The organism is Amycolatopsis lexingtonensis, from assembly GCF_014873755.1.
GTDB lineage: Bacteria > Actinomycetota > Actinomycetes > Mycobacteriales > Pseudonocardiaceae > Amycolatopsis > Amycolatopsis lexingtonensis.
Window position 1 is genome coordinate 10,695,791 of record NZ_JADBEG010000001.1, and the last position, 18,497, is coordinate 10,714,287.

Consider the following 18,497-nt stretch of genomic DNA (forward strand, 5'->3'; position numbering starts at 1 on the left):
GTCGCCAGGGCACTTCTTGTAACAGTGCCCATCATGTGTGACCATGGGGGCCCGCGTAAGGAGGCACTTCCATGTCCCAGGGGAACATCGGTGTACCTGTCCAGGTCACGGAGATCGACCCGGAAAAACTCGATGTCTGCACCGTGCTGGAGGTCATCAACCGCATCAGCGGGAAGTGGGCGATCGGCATCCTGCTGGAAGCCATCCGCGGGCCCGTGCGGTTCACCGAGCTGGAACGCGCGGTCAACGGGATCAGTCGCCGGATGCTGACGCTGACCCTGCGCAACCTCGAGCGCGACGGCCTGCTGCAGCGCACGATCTACCCCACGGTCCCGCCGCGGGTGGAGTACGAAGCCACGCCGATGGCCAAGGAGCTGTACCAGTCGCTGAACGGCCTGCTCGGCTGGGCGGAACGGCACCGCGACGACATCGCCGCGGCGCGCGTCGCCTACGACGTGGCCTGAAACGTGGAACGGGCCGCGGTGCGAGGTCGGGGAGACTCGCACCGCGGCCCGCGGTGGCTCGTGCTCAGCGGGGGCATGAGCACGAACGTCGAAGGGTTACTTCGCGACGGCTTCCGCCGGTTCCCGCTCTTCGTCGACCATCGTCGATTCGTCGAACGGCGCCTGCCCGGCGAACACGCGCTGCGCCTGTTCGCGGTCGAACTCCTTGGTCCAGTTTCCGATGAGGACGGTCGCGACGGCGTTGCCGGCGAAGTTCGTCAGCGCGCGGGCCTCCGACATGAACCGGTCGATGCCGAGGATGAAGCCGACGCCGTTGACCAGTTCCGGCCGGTGCGACTGCAGGCCGCTGGCCAGGGTCGCGATGCCGGAGCCGGACACGCCCGCGGCGCCCTTCGACGCGATGATCATGAAGACCAGCAGGCCGATCTGCGCGCCGATCGACAGTGGCTCGTCCTGCGCCGCGGCGATGAACAGCGTCGCCATGGTCAGGTAGATCGCGGTGCCGTCGAGGTTGAACGAGTACCCGGTGGGCACGGTGATGCCGACGACGGACTTGTCGACGCCGAGGTGCTCCATCTTCGCGATCAGCCGCGGCAGCGCCGACTCCGACGACGACGTCGACAGGATCAGCAGGAACTCGCGGCCGAGGTAGCGCAGCAGCTTCAGGATGCTGACGCGGGCGCCGAACCAGAGCACCAGCCCGAGGACCACGAACACGAACACCAGGCAGGTCGCGTAGAACCCGATCATGATCACGGCCAAGCTCTTCAACGCGGCCCAGCCGGTCGCGCCGACCACCGCGGCGATGGCGCCGAACGCGCCGATCGGGGCGGCCCACATGATCATCGCCAGGATCCGGAAGACCAGCTTCTGCAGGTGCTCGACACCGCGCAGGATCGGGGCGCCCTTCGGGCCCAGCTTCTGCAGCGCGAACCCGACGAGCAGCGCGACCAGCAGCGTCTGCAGCACTTCGCCTTCGGTGAAGGCGGAGACGAGCGTCTTCGGGATGATGCCGAGCAGGAAGTCGACCGGGCCTTCGGCGCCGGAGGCGGACTTCTGGACGCTCTTCACGTCGGCCGGGTTCAGGTGCAGCCCGGTGCCCGGGTGCAGCAGGTTGCCGACGACCAGGCCGATGGCGAGCGCGAAGGTCGACATCACGATGAAGTAGACCAGTGCCATCACACCGACCTTGCCGACCTTCGCCGCCTTCGCGACCGAGCCGACGCCGATGACGATCGTGCAGAAGATGATGGGCGAGATCATCATCTTGATCAGGTTGACGAAGCCGTCGCCGAGGGGCTTGAGGCCCTTGGCGAAGCCCGGGAAGAGGAAGCCCACCAGGATCCCGAGCAGGACCGCGACGATCACGGCCAGGTACAGGTAGTGGGTCTTGTCCCGCTTGCGCGGGGTCTCCTCGGTGGTCGGTGGGGTCGGCACCGTTGCCTCCAGCTCAGGGGTGTTCCAGGTTGCGGCACACTGTAGGCGCACTTCGGTGACCCGGCTCACTTGTGTTCATTGAGTTCGCGCGACCGTCCCGTTCGGACACCGGGGGAGCGCGTGTGCTGGTATGAGGAGGTGCCCCCGACGATGCGGTCCCGCTGGAGCCTGGCCCGCCAGCTGCTCGTGCTGCAGCTGGTCGTGCTCTGCGTGCTGGCCGGCGCCGGCAGCACGTTCGCCTACCTCGACGCGTCCCGTGCGGTGAACGAGAACGCGCGTGACCAGGTCCGCGCGGTGGCCTCGGCGGTGGCCGACGCCCCGACCGTCGCCGCCGCGGTGGCCACATCGGACCCGAGCGCGACGCTGCAGCCGTTCGCCCTGCGCGTGCAGGCCGACACCCACGTCGACTTCATCACGATCATGAGCCCGGACGGGATCCGCTACACCCACCCGACTCCGGCGCTGATCGGCCAGCACTACATCGGGACCATCACGCAGGCGCAACGGGGTCAGCCCTACACCGAGACCTACACCGGCTCGCTCGGCCCGTCGGTGCGCACGGTCGTGCCGGTGTTCGGGCCGGGGCAGCGGGTGGTGGCGCTGGTCGCCGTCGGGATCACCGTCGCGGCGATCTCGGCCGAGCTGCGCGAACGGCTCTGGCCGCTGTTCGGCGTCGCCGGGGCGGTCCTGCTCGTCGGGGCGCTGGGCGGCTGGCTGATCAGCGCCCGGCTGCGGCGCCAGACCCGCGGGATCGCGCCGGACGAGCTGAGCAACCTCTTCGAGTACCACGAAGCCGTGCTGCACTCGGTCCGGGAGGGCGTGCTGCTCGTCGGCCGGGACGGGCGCATCCGCCTGTGCAACGACGGCGCGCGTGCCCTGCTCGGTCTCGACGCCGACCCGGTCGGGCGCGAGCTGGCCTCCCTCGGACTGCCGGACGAGCTGGCGCGGGCGTTCACGTCGGCGGAGAACCGCGCCGAGGAACTGCACCTGACCGACGCCCGGGTGCTGCTGGTCAGCACGACCGCCGTCCGCTCGGGCGGCCGCGCGCAGGGCACCGTCGTCGTCCTGCGCGACCACACGGAACTGCAGACGCTGACCGGGGAACTGACCACCGCGCGCGGCCTCGCGGAGGCGTTGCGGTCGCAGGCGCACGAGGCGGCGAACCGGCTGCACACGGTCGTTTCCCTGGTGGAGATCGGAAAACCCGAGCAGGCGGTGGAGTTCGCGACCGCCGAGCTCGCGCTGGCGCAGGAGCTGACCGACCGGGTCGTCGGCGCCGTCGCCGAGCCGGTGCTGGCCGCGCTGCTGCTGGGCAAGGCCGCCGAGGCGAGCGAGCGCGGGGTCGAGCTGACCGTCACGCCGGACACCGTGATCGACGACGGTTCGCACGGGGTCGCGGCACGCGACCTGGTGACCATCCTCGGCAACCTGATCGACAACGGCCTCGACGCGGCGGTGCGCGGCAGCGGGCACCCGAAGGTCGTCGTCACGGCCCGCTCCGACGACGACGGCCTGCTGCTGCGCGTGGCCGACACCGGGCCCGGCGTCCCCGAAGACGCCGATGTGTTCCGACGCGGCTGGTCGACGAAAGCGGAGGACGGCCACGGGCTCGGGCTGGCGCTGGTCGGGCAGGCGGTGCGCCGCTACGGCGGCACGGTGGACGTCGGCCGGGACGGCGGCGCGGTGTTCACCGTCCGGCTGCCGCGGCAGGAGGCGAACCGGTGATCCGCGTGCTGGTGGTGGAGGACGAGCCGGTCGCGGCCGAGGCGCACCGCGTGTACGTCGAGCGGCTCCCCGGCTTTTCGGTCGCCGGCGTCGTCCATTCCGGCGGCGAAGCCCTGCGGTTCTGCGAACGCGAGCCGGTCGACCTCGTGCTGCTGGACTTCTACCTCCCCGACACGCACGGCCTGGCGGTGTGCCGTTCCCTGCGCGCAGCCGGGCTCCCGATCGACGTCATCGCCGTGACGTCGGCGCGGGACCTCGGGCTGGTGAAGGCGGCGGTGTCGGTCGGAGTGGTGCAGTACCTGCTCAAGCCGTTCACGTTCGCGACCCTGCGCGAGAAGCTGGAGCGCTACGCGGAGTTCCGCGACGCGTCCGGCGAGGTGACCGGCCAGGCCGAGATCGACCGCGCGCTCGGCGCGTTGCGCACGACCGAGCAGCCGCCGCTGCCCAAGGGGATGAGCGTCCAGACCCTGGAAGCCATCCAGGACGCGCTTTCCGGAGCGGCGGAAGGCCTGTCGGCGGGAGCGGCGGCTTCGGCGATCGGTGCTTCGCGGGTGACGGCCCGCAGGTACCTGGAGTACTTGGCGGACAACGGGATGGCCCACCGCGAACCCCACTACGGCCAGGTCGGCCGGCCGGAGGTCTGGTACCGGCTGACTCGCGTATAACGACCTATACGGCGAGCCTCCGACTTCCGGCGGTTCCGGCGGCGCGGCCCGTGCGGTACACCGGGAAGATCACCGACCAGGGGAGTGCCGCCATGCGGAAGTGGGCCGGGATCTTCGCCGCACTGCTGATCGCCGCCGGAGCCGCCACGCCGGCGCAAGCCGAAGAACCCGCCGGCACCGTCACCGACGTCCAGGTGACCGGGCCGGTCTCGCAGCGGTTCAACCTCGTCGTCCTCGGGGACGGCTACACCGCGGCCGAACAGCCCAAGTTCTTCGCCGACGTCCAGCGGCACGTCAGCACGCTCTGGTCGCTCGAGCCGTTCAAGTCCTACCGCAGTTATTTCAACGTCTTCGCGGTGTCGATCGCCTCGCCCGAGTCCGGTGTGGACTGTGACCCCTCACTCGACGCGCCGAAGAAGAACACCCCGCTGGACATGGGTTTCTGGGGCGGCTGCAACGCACAGAGCGTGCAGCGCCTGCTCACCGTCGACGACGCCGCGGCGCAGCGGTACGCCGACCTCGTGCCCGGCACCACCCCGGCGAACCGGCAGATCCTGGCGCTCGGCAACAGCAGCACCTACGGCGGCGCGGGCGGTTCGTACGCGACGGCGTCGGGCGGGAACGCGTTGTCCGCGCTCATCTCGCCGCACGAACTCGGGCACTCGCTCGGCGGCCTCGACGACGAATACGACTACTACGCGCGCGCGGTTCCCGGTGGCGCCTACGAAGGCGGCGAGCCGTCCTCGATCCACCACACCCTGCTGACCGAAAAGGAGATGCGCGACCAGCACGCGAAGTGGTGGCGCTGGCTCGGCGAGCCGAGCGAGGCCGGCGGCTCGATCGGCCGCTTCGAAGGCGGCCTGTACACGCAGACCGGCGTGTGGCGGCCGAGCGCGCACTCGATGATGAAGACCCTCGGCTACGCCTTCGACCAGGTCGGCCGCGAGCGGATGACGCAGCGGATCTCGGCGAAGGTCCCGCTCGTCAGCGGCGGCACGCCGGCCGGGACGATCGGCGCCGACCGGGTCGTGTGGCTGCGGACGATGCACCCGGTGAGCCACCGCCTGGACGTCCGCTGGACCCTCGACGGCCGTCCGCTGCGTGGTTCCGAGGCCCTCGACCTGCGGCAGGCACACGTGAAGCCGGGCAAGCACACCCTGACGGCGACGGTGACCGACCCGACGCCGTTCGTCCGCGACCCGGCGGTCCGGCCGTCGGCCACGCGCACCTGGACGGTGGACACCTCGGTGGTGACGCCGCCCGCGAGCGGCCCGTCCGTCGTGGCGTCGACCCCGACCGCGCAGCCGGTGGGCGGGCACGACGTCGTCTACGTCGAGACGGGGGAGCCGACGGGGTCGATCCCGCCGGTCCGCTGGAGCCTCGACGGAAAGCCGGCCGGGAGCGGTGCAGACTTCGCCCTCGCGGAGACGCGCGGCGCGCACACGTTGACGGCGACGACCGGCGGCACGACGCTGACCTGGACGGTGGACGCGACGGGCCCGGCCACGACGGCCGAGGCACCGGCGGGCGAGGTGGTCCACGGCTCGTTCACGATGCGCCTGACGCCGTCGGACGGGATGGCGGAGTTCCGCGTGGACGGCGACGGCTGGCACAAGTACTACGGCTGGCCGACGGACCCCAACGCGCCGTACCTGTTCACCCCGCGCGGCACCGACATCGACGGCCTGGCGTACGGCAACCTCGGCTCCGGCGGCCTGACGGTGTCCCCGTTCGCGACGCGGACGCCGGGGTACGGCCGGCACCGCATCGAGTACCGGTCCATCGACGCGGCGGGCAACACCGGCCCGACGCGCTCGTTCGAGGTGACGCTGCTGCCCTGAGCCATCGACAGCCGGTGGGCGCGTGGGACGTCATGAACGGGTCGTTCATGACGTCTGGCGACGGGGTCCCGGCAAAGTCACGCGGCCGGGCCACTCTGCCGCCGGTGACCCGCTCGCCCCACGTCTTGAATGACTCATTCAGGTCTTCGGAGGTCCTGAATGAGTCATTCAAGACGCCGGCGCACCGCTGCGGAACCGCTGAATCAGCGTGGCCGGCCCGGTACGCCCGGCCGGGTCTGCCACGGGTGCGGTCCCGCCAGCGGCCGGTACTCGACGCCGAGCGCGTCCAGTCGCGGGAGGTGGTGGTCGCGCAACCGCGGCAGGAACTCCGCGTAGTCCCGCGCGCCACTGCTCCACGCGACCTCCGCGAACGCCGACAGCCGCGGGAACGCCATGTAGTCGACGCGCCGGACGCTGTCGAGGTGTTCGCTCCACACCTGCGCCTGTACGCCGCGCAGCCGCGGGCCGGTGAGCGCCGGCTCGTACGCGTAGACGTCCGCCAGCGTGTGCACCATGCCGACCGGGATCGGCTCGTCCGGGTGCTCGGCCTGGCGGTGGTCGAGGTAGACGTGCTGCTCCGGGCACATGACGACGTCGTGGCCGGCCTCGGCCGCCCGCAGGCCGGCGGCCTCGTTCCGCCACGAGCCGATCACCATCGGGGGGAGGCCGCCGATGTCGAGGACCTCGTCCCAGCCCATCGGCGTCCGGCCGCGCGCCGCCAGGTGCTCGGCCAGCAGGCGGACGAACGCGCGGTGCTCGTCGGTCGCGCCCGGCGTCTCGTCGCCGCCCAGCGCGATCACCGGCGACGGGAAGATCTCCAGCAGGTGGTCGAACACCGTGCGGAAGAAGTCCAAAGTGGACTCGGATGGCGAGAGCAGCGAAGTGCTGATGCCCCAAGACGTCCAGATTTCGTACGAAGACTCGGTGCCCAGCGCGGGATAAGCGGCCAGGGCCGCCCGCGCGTGGCCCGGGATGTCGATCTCCGGCACCACCGTGATGGCCCGCGCGGCCGCGTAGGCGACGATCTCCCGCAGGTCGTCGCCGGTGTAGAAACCACCGTGCGGGCGGCCGTCCTGCGCGCCCCCGCTGCCCGTCATCGACGACGGCCGCCAGCCGCCCACCGACGTCAGCTTCGGGTACTCCGGGACGTCGAAGCGCCAGCCCTGGTCGTCGGTGAGGTGCAGGTTCAGCACGTTCAGCTTGTGCGCGGCCAGCAGGTCGACGAACCGGAGGACCTCGGCCTTGGTCCGGAAGTGCCGGGCGACGTCGAGCAGGCAGCCGCGCCAGCCGAACCGCGGGTGGTCTTCCACCACGCCGCACGGCAGGGAAAGCCCGGTTTCGAGCGAAGCGGCCCGGAACGCGTCCGGGCCCGCGAGCTGGCGCAACGTCTGCCGCCCGTAGAACTCCCCGGCCGCGTCGGCGCAGGACAGCACCACGCCGGACGGCGAGATCTCCAGCCGGTACCCCTCCGGCGGCAGCGAAGCGGAACGAACGTCCACAGGGGACGGCCAGGGGCACGACCCCTCGGCGGGCGTCACCGAAACCGGCCGGGGGAGCAGGGTGTCGAACGAAGACATGTCAGCCCTTCACGGCGCCGGCCATGCCGGACACCAGCCGTCGCTGGACGAGGACGAAGAACACGAGCACCGGGATGGTCATCAACGTCGAGGACGCCATCACCGCGCCCCAGTCGGTGTCCTCCGGCTTGAAGAACACCAGGATCGCCTGCGGCAGCGTCTGGTTCTCGGTCTTGGAGATGATGAACGTCTTGGCGAACAGGAAGTCGTTCCAGGCGTGGATGAACGCGAGCACGCTCACCGCGACCAGTCCGGGCGCCACCAAGGGGAACAGGATCTGCCAGGTGAACCGCATCCGCGACGCGCCGTCGAGCTTCGCCGCTTCTTCCAGTTCCACCGGTACCGCGGCGACGAACCCGCGCAGCATCCAGATCGCGAACGGCAGGCTGAACGCCAGGTGCACCAGCACCAGCGAGCCCAGCTCGTTGAGCCCGAACGCCGGCACCGCGCCGCCGATCTGGCGCATCAGGAAGAACAGCGGGATGGTCAGCGCCTCCACCGGCACCATCTGCGCGACCAGCGTCATCACCAGCAGCACGGTCCGGCCCTTGAACGAGAACCGCGTCAGCGCGACCGCCGAAAGGAACGACAGCAGCAGCGACAGCGCCACGACGACCAGGGCCACCAGCAGGCTGTTGAGGAAGAAGCGCCCGAAGCCGGAAACCGTGAGCACGCGCGAAAAGCTGTCGAACGACGGGCTGAACGTCCACGGCTTGGGGGTCGCCGACTGGATCTCACCCGGCGGCTTCACCGCCGAGAGCAGCATCCAGTACAGCGGGAAGGCGACCAGCCCGGCGATGACGATCGTGACGGCCTCGGCGATCAGCCGGCCGGGGCGGCGAACGGCTAGAGCCATGCCGCGCTCCGGCGCTGCGACCGGACGTACAGCCCGGTGATCGACAGCAGCAACAGCGTCATCACGACTCCGATCGCCGAGCCGAGGCCGTATTCCTGCCCGGCGAAAGCCTGTTGGTAGGCGTAGACGTTGAGCACGAGGTTGCGCCCGGCCACGCCGCCGCCGTTGGTCATCACGTAGATCTGGGTGAACACCTTGAAGTCCCAGATGATCGACTGGACGGTCGCGATCATGAGCAGCGGCCGCACCATCGGCAGCACGATCGACCAGCTCGTGCGCCACACCGACGCGCCGTCGAGCGACGCGGCCTCGAGGACCTCGTCCGGCACGCCCTTGATCCCCGCGTACATCGTGACCAGCACGAACGGGAACGAGCACCAGACGACCTCGGCGGCGACCAGGCCGAACGCGCCGAGCGTGCCGAACGTCCACGAGTGGTGCTCGAACGGCAGCCCGAGCCCGGTCAGCACCTCGTTGACCAGGCCGAAGTCGGTGTCGAAGAGGAACAGCCAGACGTAGGAGCCCGCGATCGCCGGGGTCGACCACGCGCCGAGTGCGGCCAGGAACAGCAGCGACCGGGGCAGCGAGCGCACCCGCGAAGCCAGCACCGCGAGCCCGGTGCCGACGATGAGCGAGCCGGCGACGCAGGCCGCGGCGAACCCGACCGTCTTGCCGAGCACGGTCCAGAACTGCGCCTGGGACAACAGGTCGGCGTAGTTCGCGAAACCGAGGAACACCAGTGGCGCGTTGCCCGCGGCCTGCGGCTGGCCGTAGTCGTAGAACGAGATCAGGACCAGCTGGTAGATCGGGTAGGCCAGCATCGCGGCGAGCAGGATGCCCGCCGGGGCGAGGTAGAGCGCCGCGGCCCGCCCGTCCCCCCGCCGCCTCGGCCGCCTCGCGGGGGCCGTGACGGAGGGGGCTTCTTGGACGGTCACCACTAGCCGAAGGCCTTGTCCATGGCGGCCGCGGCGTCGGCGAGCGCCGCCGCCGGGTCCTTGCCGCCGGTCGCGATCTGCTGCACGGCGGTCGGGAGGACGTTCTGGCTGTCGATCTTCGACCACGCCGGCGTCGCCGGGACGAACTTCGTGCCGGACTTCAGCGTGTCGACGAACGGCTTGAGGAACGGGTCGTTCGCGGCGAGCTTCTGCTGCACGCTGCTCAACGTCGGCAGGTTCCCCATCGCGGTGTACATCTTCTCCTGGTACTTCGCGCCGCCGAGCAGCTCGATGAACTCCAGCGCCAGGCTGCGGTGCTTGCTCGCGTTGAAGACGCCCAGCAGGTTGCCGCCGGCGAACGCGGGGGCGATCTTGCCCGGGGTAGCGCCCGGCAGCGGGACGACCGCGTACTTGACCTTCGCCGCGCCCTGCTCGACGGCCTTGCGGTTGAAGTCGCCGCCGATCGTCATCCCGGCCTTGCCGCCGGCGAACGCCGTGACGCTCTGCGTGCCGGTGAGGTTCGCGCACTGCGCGGGCGGGCAGACGTCGTCCTTGAGCAGCGACGCGTACTGCGTGACGCCGGCCTTGGCCTGCTCGCCGGCGACGGCCGACTTCCACGTGCCGCCGTTGTCCTTCGCCAGCTCGCCGCCGTTGGCCCAGAGGAAGGGCAGCATCGCGTAGGTGTACTTGCCGCCGACGGCGATGCCGTAGAGGTCCGGCTTGGCGGCGCGGATCCGGCGGGCGGTGTCGGCCAGTTCGGACAGCGTCGCGGGCGGCTTCAGGCCCAGCTCGGTGAAGACGTCCGTGCGGTAGTACAACGCGCGGATGCCGGTGTACCAGGGCAGGCCGTAGGTCTTGCCGCCCGACTTCGCGGTGTCGAGCACGGTCGGGATGAGGTCCTTGCCCTCGCTCCACGACGCCAGGTCGCCGCTGAGGTCGGCCAGCGCGCCGGTGGCGGCGTAGCTGGAGACGTCGGTGTTGCCGAACTCCGCGGCGTCCGGGGCGTTGTTCGGGTCGTTGAAGGCGCCGGAGAACTTGTCGGCGCGGCCTTCGACCGGCACCCACTGGACGTCGATCTCGACGCCTTGGTGCGCGGCCTTGAACTCGGTGATGGCCTCCTTGACCGCGGCCTCCTTCGGCGCGCGGTTGGCCTCGTCGAACAGCCAGACGCGGACGGTGCCGGTCTTGTCGTCCCCGCCACTGCCCGCGGGCGCGGACTGGGTGGGCGCGCAGCCGGCCAGCAGGGCCAGCCCGGCAAAAAAGGGCAGGGTGCGGCGCAGTCTCATGGTGTGCTCCAGTGGGGACCGGGGATCAGGCGAAGTAAACGGAGTTGACGCTGCCGACGGCGAGCGAGCCGGCGGGGGCGCCGGGCAGGCCGGTGGCCGGGTCGCGGGGCAGCCAGGTGACGGTGCCGGAACGCTGGTTCGAGACGTAGAACCAGTTTTCCGCGGGGTCGAGGACCACGTGCCGCGGCCAGTTGCCGCCGGTCGGCACGGTGGACACCAGCTTCAGCGAGGCACCGTTCACGGCGAACGTCGCGAGGGTGTTGGGGCCGCGGACGGTGGCGTAGGCGAACTTCCCGTCCTTCGACAGGGCGATCTCACCGGGGTAGAGCTCGCCGGTGCTGCCCGGCGGCACGGCCGGGACGACGGAGAGCGCCTTCAGCGTGCCGGTGGCCGCGTCCCAGCTCGCCACCGTCACCTCCGGCCGCAGCTCCTGCAGGATGTAGGCGAACGCGCCGGTCTTGTCGAACGCGAGGTGCCGCGGTCCGGCGCCGGCGGGCAGTTTCAGTTGCTGGTGCAGGGAAAGCTTCCCGGTGGCGACGTCGAGGGCGTAGACGTACACCGAGTCGGCGCCGAGGTCGACCGACAGCACCCAGCGGCCGGTCGGGTCGTTGACGACCTGGTGCGCGTGCGCCTGCCCGGAATCGGCTTGGTGCGTCACGAGATCCGTGGCCGCGCCGAGCTTTCCGCCGGCCAGGATCGGCAGCACGACGACGCTGCCCGAGCTGTAGTTCGCGGCCAGCACGTACTTCTGGCTCGAATGCACGCTCAGGTGCGTCGGCGCACCGCCCTTCGACGAAACCTTGTTGAGCAGCTTCGGGTGCGCGGCGTCGGCGACGTTCAGCGCCGAGACGTACCCGGCGGGATCGCCTTCGTTGGTGACGTACAGCGTCTTGCCGTCGGAGCTACGGTCGAACCACGACGTGTCGGTGATCCCGGGGATCGTCCGGACGGGCCCGAGCGTGGCGCCCGTCCGGCTCGAGACGTCGAGGCCGTGCCCGGTGGCCCCGCTGGTGTAACTGCCGATGTACGCGGTTCCCCCGACGATGCAGCCCTTCGAAGTGGTGGCCGCGGAAGCGAACTGCGCGCCGAGAACGGTCGCGGCACTCGCTCCCGCGGCGGCGCCGAGGAACGTACGACGGGAAAGTCCGGTCATCGTCTTTGTCTCCCAACGGTTCGGGCGGCGGCTTCCCTCCAGTATGGTCTAGACCACGGCCATGAGCAATGCCGAAGCGCCGAATCCGGAAAGGGAAAGCACCGTTTCCAGCGCCGTCCAGGACTTCAGCGTCTGCGGCACCGTCAGGTTGAAGTACCGCGAAACGATCCAGAAGCCGCCGTCGTTGACGTGCGAAGCGATGATCGAGCCGGCCGAGATCGCCATGACGAGCAGCGCCAGCTGGATCTGCGAATACCCCAGCTGTGCCACGGTCGGCGCGATGATCCCGCTGGTGGTCACGATGGCGACCGTCGCCGAACCCTGCGCGATCCGCATGCCGCAGCTGATCACGTACGCCGCGAGCAGCACCGGGAGCCCGGCGTCGTGCAGTGAATCGGCCACGGCCTTGCCGATCCCGGTGGCCGAGAGCACCGCGCCGAAGAACGCGCCGGCGCCGACGACCAGCAGGATCATCGCGACCGGCCGCAGCGACTTCGCGGCCAGCTCGTTGAGGTCCTTGCCGGTGAACCCGCGCCGCAGCCCGAGCAGCCAGGACGCGAGCAGCACCGCGACGGTCAGCGCGACCGCGGGCGTGCCGATGAACGCGGCGACCCCGGCGAGGGCGGAGCCCTTCGGCAGCCAGATGCTGCCGAACGTGCCGGCCAGGATCAGCACCAGCGGCACCGCGATGATCGCGGCGACCAGGCCCAGCGACGGCGGGTTCTGCTCCTTCTCGCCTTCTTCCTCGGCGAAGACCATGTCCTCGGGGACGTCGACGACGATCCGCTTGCCGATCCACGTCGAGTACAGCACGCCGCCGATCAGGAACGCGGGGATGCCGCAGGCCAGGCCCATCAGGATGATCCAGCCGAGCTCGACGTGCAGCAGGCCGGCCGCGGCCACCGGACCGGGGTGCGGCGGCAGGAAGGCGTGCGTGATCGACAGGCCGGCCAGCAGCGGCATCGCGTACAGCACCAGCGACTTGCCGCCCTGCTTCGCGGCGACGTAGACGAGCGGCGCCAGCACGAAGATGCCGATGTCGAAGAACACCGGGATGCCGAAGACGAACCCGGCGACGCCCATCGCCAGCGGCGCCCGCTTCTCGCCGAACGACCGCAGCAGCGCGCCGGTGAGCACCTTCGCGCCACCCGAGCGTTCCAGGATCGACCCGAGGATCGTGCCGAGCCCGATGATCGCCGTGATGTGCCCGAGGATGCTGCCGAACCCCTTCTCCAGCAAGGAATCCGACGCCTTCTGGGCGGAGCCGACGATCGTCCCGACCGGCAGGCCCGCGGCCAGCGCCGTCAGCAGGCCGACCACGATCAGCGCGATGAACGGCTCCAGCTTCAGCTTGATGATCAGCACCAGCAGGACGGCGATCGAGACGGCGGCGAGCGTCAGCAGCCCGCCCGTGGTGTGTTGCAGCCAGTGGATCATCGGGCTCTCCGGGGGTTGCGCAGGGAGTGGCCGGCAAGGGCGCCGGTGGGGGTTCCGTCGTCGAGGGCGGCGACGCCGTTGACGAAGACGTGGGTGATCCCGGCGGCGGCCTGCCGGGGATCGTCGAAGGTGGCGGTGTCGGTGACCGTTTCGGGGTCGAAGAGCACCAGGTCGGCGGCGTACCCGGCGCGGACCAGCCCGCGGTCGGCCAGCCGCAGCCGCCGCGCGGCCCGCCCGGTCAGGTGGGCGACGCACTCGGCGAGGTCGAGCACGCCCAGCTCGCGGACGTACCGGGCGAGGTAGCGGGGGAACGTGCCCCACGCGCGCGGGTGCGGCCGGGCGCCGACGAGCAGGCCGTCGCTGCCGCCGGTGTGCGTGCGGTGCCGCATGATCGCCTGGACGTTCTCCTCGTGCCCGACGTGCATCAGGCACGACGTCCCGAGCTTCTCGTCCAGCAGGGTGTCGAAGTACAGCTTCGCCGGTTCGGTGCCGGCCGTGCGCGCGGACTCGGCGACGCTGTGACCGACCAGGTGCGCGTTGTGCTCGTTGCGGACGCCGTTGATTTCGATGGCGTCCCAGTCGATCGGGACGCCGTGCGCACCGTCCGAACCGGACTCCTCGATCTCGGCGCGGATCCGCTCGCGTTCGTCCACATCGGACAAGCGAGCCAGCGTCGGTTCGAGGCCGCCTTCGGTGGCCCAGCTCGGCAGCAGCGCGCTCAGGTAGGTCGCGCCCGGTAGGTACGGGTAGGTGTCGAGGGAGATGTCGCAGCCGTCGTCGAGCGCGTCGTCGAGGAGCTTCAGCAGGTCGGGTGCCTTGCCCTTGTTGACCGAGAAGTTCATCGTCGCGTGCGCCAGGTGCAGCGGGCAGCCGGACTGCCTGCTGACGTCGATCATCTCGGCGAACGCTTCCAGCGCGCCCTTGCCGTAGCTGCGGTGGTGCGGGCTGTAGAACCCACCGCCTTCGCCGACGACGCGGCACAGCTCGACCAGTTCGCTCGTCTCCGCGTACATCCCCGGGGTGTAGGTGAGCCCGGACGACATCCCCATCGCGCCTTCGGCGAGCCCGGTCGCGACGAGTTCCTTCATGCGGTTCAGCTCCGCGTCGGTCGCGGGCCGGTCGTCGAAGCCGACGGCGAGCATCCGGACCGTGCCCTGCGGCACGAGGTAGGCCGCGTTGACGGCGATGCCCCGGTCGAGCCGGTCGAGGTACTCGCCGACCGAGCGCCAGTTCCAGTCGAACCCGGCCGGGTCGTCGTTCCACCCGGCGAGCTGCTGCCGGAGCGCTTCGAGCACGGCGTCGTCGACGGGGGCGTAGGACAGCCCGTCCTGGCCGAGTACCTCGGTCGTGACGCCCTGGGTGATCTTCGCCGGGTGGTCCGGGTTGGCCAGCAGCTGCAGGTCGGAGTGCGAGTGCATGTCGATGAACCCGGGCGCGAGCACGAGCCCGTCGGCGTCGATGGTCCGGCGCCCGGCGAGGGAGCCCGCCTCGGCGACGCTCGCGATCTTCCCGCCGGTGACGCCGACGTCGTGGCGGGTGAGCGGGTCGCCGGTGCCGTCGGCGACCAGCGCGTTCTTGAAGACGACGTCCATCAGAACCACGTCCGGACGAGGTCGACGACGGTTTCGCCGTCGGCCGCCGTCACCGGGAGCAGCGGCCACTTGTCGAACACCGTGCACGGGTGCGAGAGGCCGAGCCCGATCCAGTCGCCGACCTCGACCGGGGACCCCGGCGGCAGCGTGAGGAACGCGTGCTGGTCGTTCATCTTCGCGACGACGTGGCCTTCGAGCGGCTCGGCGGGCCCGCCCGGCGTGCGGCGCAGCTGCGGCTCGGGCATGCCTTCGTCGAAGGACGCGTCGCGCTTGCCGATGGTCAGCAGCGCGAGGGTGTCCGACGGCTTCGACGTCACCTGCGCCCAGGCCCGCAGTGCCGGCCGGAACGACTCGACGCCGTCGATGCGCGGGTGGTCGCCGAGCGGGGAGATCTCGCGGTAGAAGCCGTCGTCGTGGGTGAGGTAGGCGCCGCTGCGCAGCACCGGCAGCACGTCGAGGCCGGCCGGCCACGGCTTGGTCAGCTCGTTCGCCACCTGGTCGAAGTACGCGCTGCCGCCGGCGGTGACGATGATCTGCCCGTCGAGGAGTCCCTTGTCCGCGAAGGCGATCGCGAGGTCGCGCAGACCGTCCACATAGGAGCTGATCTTCGCGAGCGCGGCTTCGTCGGTGTCGTGGGAGAGCGCGCCTTCGTAACCACCGGTGCCGCGCAGCCGCAGCGCCGGGCTGGCGTCCACCGCTTCGGCGACGGCCCAGGCGGTCGCGGTGTCGCGGACGCCCGTGCGGCCGCCGTCGGCACCGAGTTCGAGCAGGACGTCGACCGGCCGCTCGCTGCCGGCGAGGGCTTCGGTCATCAGCTCGACGCCGCGGACGGAGTCGACCCAGCAGACGAACTCGAAGCCCGGGTCCGCCGCCAGCTCGGCGGCCAGCCAGCGCAGGCCGGCCGGGTCGAGCAGCTGGTTGGCCAGCAGGATCCGCGAGACGCCGAACGCGCGGTAGATCCGGAGGTGACCGGCGTTCGCGCAGGTCACGCCCCACGCGCCGTGCTCGATCTGGCGCGCGAACAGCTGCGGTGCCATGGTCGTCTTGCCGTGCGGGGCGAGCACGACACCGCGCGCGGCGCACCACGCGGCCATCGTCCGCAGGTTGTGCTCGAGCGCTTCGTCGTCGAGCACGACGAACGGCCCGAAGAACCCGTCGGCGAAGAGGTTGAGCCTGCGTTCCGCGGCTTCTTCCAGGGTCAGCCCGGTCAGGGCGGGGGCGGCGGAGCGGAAGCGCCAGTCGACGCGCTCCTGGCGGAGGGCGTCGAGCGCGGCGGTGTCCATGGTGCAGGCGTTCATCGGCGGCGACCTCTGTTGCGTATGTTGCAACGACTGTTGCGCATTTTGAGTGCCATAGGTGTAGCATCCGGGTCGCCACAGGTCAACGGGGTGAAGGGCAGGGAGACGGACAGTGACGAGCGGGCCCGAGGTGCTGTGTGTCGGCGAGTCGATGGCGATGTTCGTGCCCGCCGAAGCCGGCCCGCCGGACGAGGTGAAGCGGTGGCTGCGCACGATCGGCGGCGCCGAATCGAACGTGGCCTGCAACCTGCCGGCGCTGGGGGTTTCGAGCGGCTGGGTGAGCGCGGTCGGTGACGACCCGTTCGGCCGCGCGATGGTCCGCGAAATCGCCGCGAAGGGCGTCGACGTCAGCGCGTGCTCGGTCGACCCGCTCCGCCCGACCGGGCTCTACATCAAGGAAAGCGGAGCGGGCGGCAGCCCGGTGCGCTACTACCGGACCGGCTCGGCCGCGTCCGCGATGGGCCCCGAGGTCCTCGACCGGCTCGACCTCGACGGCGTCCGCGTGCTCCACCTGTCCGGCATCACGCCGGCGTTGTCCGACAGCTGCCTCGCGCTGGTCCGCGCGCTTTTGGACCTGCCCCGCGGCGACCGGCTGATCTCGTTCGACGTCAACTTCCGCCCCGCGCTCTGGACCGGGCGCGACCCGGGTCTGCTCGCGGAACTGGCCGGGCAGGCCGACATCGTGCTGACCGGCGACGACGAAGCCCAGCGCGTGTGGGGGACCGGCGACCCGGCGGACCTGCGCGCCCTCCTGCCGGGCCCGCGCACGCTCGTCGTCAAGCACGGCGAGCGCGGCGCGACCCTGGTCGAAGGCGAACCGCTGTTCTCGCCGGCGCTGCGGGTCGACGTCGTCGAGCCGGTCGGCGCCGGGGACGCGTTCGCCGCCGGCTTTCTCGCCGCGACCCTGCGCGGCGCCGAGCCGTTGGCCCGCTTGCGCCAGGGTCACCTGCAGGCCGCCGTCACCCTGCTCACCCACGACGACGTCGGGGTCCCCTTGCCGCGCCCGGTGGTGGATAGCCTGCTCCAGGCGGATCCGGACGAGTGGCGTTCGGCCCGGCTGACCGGAGAGGGGCTGGTGCGGACGTGAGCCAGAGCCTGGATCGCGCGTTGACCCTGCTGGACTCGATCGCGAAGGACGCGCGCACCCTCGACGACCTCGCCGACGAGATCGGCGTGCACAAGTCGACCGTGCTGCGGCTGCTGCGCACCCTCGAGCAGCACCACTTCGTCCGCCGGGAAGGCACCCGCCACTACCGGCTCGGCAGTGCCATGTTCGACCTGGCCAACCAGGCGCTCGACTCGATCGACGTCCGGCGCAGCGCTCAGCCCGCGCTGGCCGCGCTCAACGCGCGCACCGGTCACACCGTGCACCTGGCCAGCTACGACGACGGCGAAGTCGTCTACATCGACAAGTACGAGGGCCGCCACTCGGTGCGGATGTACTCGCGCGTCGGCAAGCGCGCGCCGCTGCACTGCACGGCGGTGGGGAAGGTGCTGGTCGCGGCGATGCCCGAGGCCCGGCGCGAGGAGATCGCGCGGTCGATCGAATACCGGGTGCTGACGCCGAACACGATCACCACGCCGTCGGACTTCCTGGCGGAGCTGGAGCGGGTCGCGCACCTGGGGTACGCCGTCGACAACGCCGAGCACGAGGACTTCATCCACTGCATCGCGGCGCCCGTCCGCGGCGCCGACGGCGAGGTGCTCGCCGCGGCGTCGATGTCGGTGCCGAAGGTGCTGCTCGACTACGAAGGCCTGCTCGCCCTGGTCCCGGACCTGCGGGCGGCGACGCACGAAGCTTCCGTCCACAGTGGATGGACGGGGAACGGAAAGGGGCACTGATGAGCAAGACGGCAGTTTCCACCGAGAACGCGCCGAAGCCGCCGGCGAAGTTCTCGCAGGCCGTCCGCAAGGGGAACCTGCTGCAGGTCGCCGGCCAGGTCGCGTTCGACCCCGCGACGGGCGCGATCGTCGGCGACGACGTCGTGGGCCAGACCCGGCAGACGTTCAAGAACATCGAGGCCGTGCTGGCGGAGGCGGGCTCGAGCCTGGCCGACGCGATCATGGTCCGGGTGTACCTGACCGACACGGCGCACTTCGCGCCGTTCAACGAGGTCTACAACGAGCTGATCGGCGACGCCCCGCACGCCGCCCGCACGACGGTGTACGTCGGCCTCCCGGGCGAGCTGCTCGTCGAGATCGACGTGCTCTGCGTGCTGGACTGAGGTTCC

Annotated in this window: 16 protein-coding genes; 7 read left to right on the plus strand and 9 right to left on the minus strand. The window is 70.8% G+C overall.

Annotated features, from left to right (window positions below):
* Nucleotides 1-71: 71 nt before the first annotated feature.
* On the plus strand, nt 72-464 hold the full coding sequence (locus H4696_RS49435) for a winged helix-turn-helix transcriptional regulator (RefSeq protein WP_086860927.1): 393 nt from the start codon (nt 72-74) through the stop codon (nt 462-464).
* 96 nt (nt 465-560) lie between these two features.
* On the opposite strand, the gene H4696_RS49440 is transcribed toward H4696_RS49435, so the two are convergent.
* Nucleotides 561-1,901: a cation:dicarboxylate symporter family transporter gene (locus H4696_RS49440; RefSeq protein WP_086860929.1), complete on the minus strand. Its 1,341-nt coding sequence runs from the start codon at nt 1,899-1,901 to the stop codon at nt 561-563.
* 150 nt (nt 1,902-2,051) lie between these two features.
* Here H4696_RS49440 and H4696_RS49445 point away from each other — a divergent pair, with 150 nt between their 5' ends.
* The 3 genes from H4696_RS49445 to H4696_RS49455 all read left to right on the plus strand — a co-directional run bounded on the left by H4696_RS49445 (nt 2,052) and on the right by H4696_RS49455 (nt 6,132).
* Nucleotides 2,052-3,626: a sensor histidine kinase gene (locus H4696_RS49445; protein WP_086860931.1), complete on the plus strand. Its 1,575-nt coding sequence runs from the start codon at nt 2,052-2,054 to the stop codon at nt 3,624-3,626.
* Nucleotides 3,623-4,291, plus strand: a complete 669-nt coding sequence (locus H4696_RS49450) for a response regulator (protein ID WP_086860933.1) — start codon at nt 3,623-3,625, stop codon at nt 4,289-4,291. Before H4696_RS49445 ends, H4696_RS49450 begins: the two co-directional genes overlap by 4 nt.
* Nucleotides 4,292-4,383: 92 nt before the next feature.
* The gene (locus H4696_RS49455; RefSeq protein WP_086860936.1) at nt 4,384-6,132 is read left to right on the plus strand and encodes a M64 family metallopeptidase; all 1,749 of its coding nucleotides are present in this window, start codon (nt 4,384-4,386) and stop codon (nt 6,130-6,132) included.
* A gap of 203 nt (nt 6,133-6,335) precedes the next feature.
* Here H4696_RS49455 and H4696_RS49460 read toward each other — a convergent pair whose 3' ends face one another.
* From H4696_RS49460 to H4696_RS49495, 8 genes are read right to left on the minus strand one after another with little or no spacing between them, the layout of a single operon-like run.
* On the minus strand, nt 6,336-7,709 hold the full coding sequence (locus H4696_RS49460) for a beta-N-acetylhexosaminidase (protein WP_086863684.1): 1,374 nt from the start codon (nt 7,707-7,709) through the stop codon (nt 6,336-6,338).
* Between the two features lies 1 nt (nt 7,710).
* A complete protein-coding gene (locus H4696_RS49465) occupies nt 7,711-8,565 on the minus strand; it encodes a carbohydrate ABC transporter permease (protein ID WP_086863683.1) in 855 nt (284 codons plus the stop codon).
* The gene (locus tag H4696_RS49470; RefSeq protein WP_086863682.1) at nt 8,556-9,503 is read right to left on the minus strand and encodes a carbohydrate ABC transporter permease; all 948 of its coding nucleotides are present in this window, start codon (nt 9,501-9,503) and stop codon (nt 8,556-8,558) included. The genes H4696_RS49465 and H4696_RS49470 overlap by 10 nt, the downstream gene beginning before the upstream one ends.
* Nucleotides 9,503-10,786, minus strand: a complete 1,284-nt coding sequence (locus tag H4696_RS49475) for an extracellular solute-binding protein (protein WP_086863681.1) — start codon at nt 10,784-10,786, stop codon at nt 9,503-9,505. Before H4696_RS49475 ends, H4696_RS49470 begins: the two co-directional genes overlap by 1 nt.
* A 25-nt stretch (nt 10,787-10,811) precedes the next feature.
* Entirely contained in the window at nt 10,812-11,939 is a 1,128-nt protein-coding gene (locus H4696_RS49480; RefSeq protein ID WP_086863680.1) for a lactonase family protein, read from the minus strand.
* 48 nt (nt 11,940-11,987) lie between these two features.
* A complete protein-coding gene (locus H4696_RS49485) occupies nt 11,988-13,376 on the minus strand; it encodes a GntP family permease (protein WP_086863679.1) in 1,389 nt (462 codons plus the stop codon).
* Nucleotides 13,373-14,968, minus strand: coding sequence for an N-acyl-D-amino-acid deacylase family protein (locus H4696_RS49490; RefSeq protein WP_086863678.1), 1,596 nt, complete (start codon nt 14,966-14,968; stop codon nt 13,373-13,375). Before H4696_RS49490 ends, H4696_RS49485 begins: the two co-directional genes overlap by 4 nt.
* Nucleotides 14,968-16,266 carry an amino acid deaminase gene (locus H4696_RS49495; protein ID WP_086863677.1) on the minus strand — a complete coding sequence of 433 codons (1,299 nt, stop codon included), beginning with the start codon at nt 16,264-16,266 and terminating at the stop codon, nt 14,968-14,970. The genes H4696_RS49490 and H4696_RS49495 overlap by 1 nt, the downstream gene beginning before the upstream one ends.
* Nucleotides 16,267-16,417: 151 nt before the next feature.
* Between H4696_RS49495 and H4696_RS49500 the strand changes: the two genes are divergently transcribed.
* The 3 genes from H4696_RS49500 to H4696_RS49510 are packed head-to-tail and all read left to right on the plus strand — an operon-like array spanning nt 16,418 to nt 18,491.
* The gene (locus H4696_RS49500) at nt 16,418-17,353 is read left to right on the plus strand and encodes a sugar kinase (protein ID WP_420831580.1); all 936 of its coding nucleotides are present in this window, start codon (nt 16,418-16,420) and stop codon (nt 17,351-17,353) included.
* Nucleotides 17,350-18,108, plus strand: a complete 759-nt coding sequence (locus H4696_RS49505; RefSeq protein ID WP_086864196.1) for an IclR family transcriptional regulator — start codon at nt 17,350-17,352, stop codon at nt 18,106-18,108. Before H4696_RS49500 ends, H4696_RS49505 begins: the two co-directional genes overlap by 4 nt.
* Nucleotides 18,108-18,491, plus strand: coding sequence for a RidA family protein (locus tag H4696_RS49510; protein WP_086864195.1), 384 nt, complete (start codon nt 18,108-18,110; stop codon nt 18,489-18,491). The genes H4696_RS49505 and H4696_RS49510 overlap by 1 nt, the downstream gene beginning before the upstream one ends.
* Nucleotides 18,492-18,497 lie beyond the last annotated feature (6 nt).